The organism is Shewanella sp. UCD-KL12, assembly GCF_001957125.1.
Taxonomy (GTDB): domain Bacteria; phylum Pseudomonadota; class Gammaproteobacteria; order Enterobacterales; family Shewanellaceae; genus Shewanella.
The window spans coordinates 1-2,204 of the sequence record NZ_MPHJ01000037.1; the positions used below are offsets into that span (position 1 = coordinate 1).

Here is a 2,204-nt window from a genome sequence, read left to right on the forward strand (position 1 = left end):
AGGGATCGTCGCCTAGGTAAGCCATTACCTTACCTACTAGCTAATCCCACCTAGACTCATCTAATCGCGAAAGGCCCGAAGGTCCCCTCCTTTCCCCCGTAGGGCGTATGCGGTATTAGCAGTCGTTTCCAACTGTTATCCCCCACGACTAGGCAGATATCTAGGCATTACTCACCCGTCCGCCGCTCGACAGCAAAGGTGCAAGCACCTTCCTGTTTCCGCTCGACTTGCATGTGTTAGGCCTGCCGCCAGCGTTCAATCTGAGCCATGATCAAACTCTTCAATTAAAGTTTTGTTGGTTCCTAAGAACCGGCTCAATGAATTCTGATTTCGTTTAGAAGACTCGGAAGAATCTTAAAAACGTTTGTACATATTGCTATGAACACTCATCGTTACATTGAGTTAAATTTTTGATTGCTTCCTAAGAAGCAATTTCGAATAACTCAACACCTGTGAATGTCCACACAGATTTCTTGTTTCGTATTGTTAAAGAACGTGGCGCTAAGTAGCACCGCCGTTGACGCTAGGTCGCTGGCTTGAGGAGGCGTATTCTACACTTCCCGTTGTTGACGTCAAGCGCTTATTATAAGAAGTTTTTCAACTGACGCTTTCTTATACACTCTCGTATGTAAGGCACATCTACTAACCACTTATACTCGCTTTTCACCAGACTAAGTTTTCAATCAAAAACCTAACCTCTAACACCTCTGCAAGTCCCGTACTATCAAAGCTTTTGACTAGTTAGTTGGTCTGCTGTGCCGTGTCAGTGGATGCGCATTATAGGGAGTTTAAGAAAGTGCGCAAGGGCTAATTATCTAAAAAAGTGCTTTTTTCTAGAATCACTAGTTAACTACATTTTGCGCACCACATACCCACAGGGTTACCCACAAAAGAGAGCAAGCAATACACATATCAGTAGCAGCCTTGAATTCGAAATGGCTTACGCCTGAATGCCCGCAAACTAAGTTCATATCAGAAAGACAATCAAATGCTTTGAACTATGCAATTAAGTAACCCTCAAGAGGGCATGCACTAAAGGTCAAATTACACAATGATTTAGTCCATTGTCTGTTGCTGAAGCACAAGATATTTCAATATTTCTCCATAAGGACGTGAGAAGCATCAAATATGCACGACGGTATGGATAACAAGAAAGTAAGAAAGTAAGAGAGAGGAATGTAGAATAGTACATCAGCTTTCATCGAGGAGCATTTATCGACCGACGTCGGCTCTTTATAAGCCACCTGCTCTTAACTTATAAGAGTGGTGGCTTCTCTACTTAAATTAAGAGTGCGCCTGTCATGGTCAGCTACGGGGCAGTTTAATGCATCCTGCATAAACTGCACTTCCTACATCCATGTAGGTCGCCACCCTCCACGTTTATATTAACCTGTACCAGTTTATTGAGATTAACCGTTTATTAGGCGCCTGGAAATGACCTACTCTCGACGTTCGCGAAGCGAACACATGGGGGCGGAGAGATTGCGGTTTATGTACGAAGTACATTGCTAGCTCGTAGCGAGAGTAACTTCTTGCGAAGGCGGAGGCTAGGCACATGGAAGTGTCGAATGTCAGAAACGCATGGATGCAGTTTCTGACCAAGCTCAGCGGCGGGTCGACCGCCATGGATGGCGAAGTGTCGATATTGAACGACTATATGGATATAGGAGGTAGAGCGTAGCACGACTGAATGGATTCAGGAGGTAGGGTAACGCAGGAGCGGTTACCGAGGATGCTAGAGCCGAGGAGCATTTATCGACCGACGTCGGGAGTTGGTATTGCACGCACGTGCTTAAGTGGATAAGCCACCTGATTTCGCTGCGGGCAAGTTCGAGACATAAACTTTGAAATATTTTAAAAAGCCCAAACGCAAAAAAGCCACCTTAATAAGGTGGCTTCTCTACTTAATTAGGCGCCTGGAAATGACCTACTCTCACATGGGGAGACCCCACACTACCATCGGCGCTATTGCGTTTCACTTCTGAGTTCGAGATGGGATCAGGTGGGGCCACAATGCTATGGTTTCCAGACTAATTTGGAAATTTGAAAAGCTAATTGGGTTTTATAATCATTCTAACTTAAATCAAGTCGTATTCTTTTGTGCTTGTAAAGTAATCATCACTAATCACCACAAACCCATCTGGGTTGTATGGTTAAGCCTCACGAGTCATTAGTACAAGTTAGCTCAACGCCTCACAACGCTT

At 44.6% G+C, this 2,204-nt stretch carries 2 rRNA genes; both read right to left on the bottom strand.

Going from position 1 to position 2,204, the window contains the following annotated elements:
- Window positions 1–287: ribosomal RNA gene (locus tag BM736_RS24655) — 16S ribosomal RNA — on the bottom strand; the annotation flags it as partial.
- 1,627 nt (window positions 288–1,914) lie between these two features.
- A 5S ribosomal RNA gene (gene rrf / locus BM736_RS24660) occupies window positions 1,915–2,030 on the bottom strand.
- Between the last annotated feature and the right edge of the window lie 174 nt (window positions 2,031–2,204).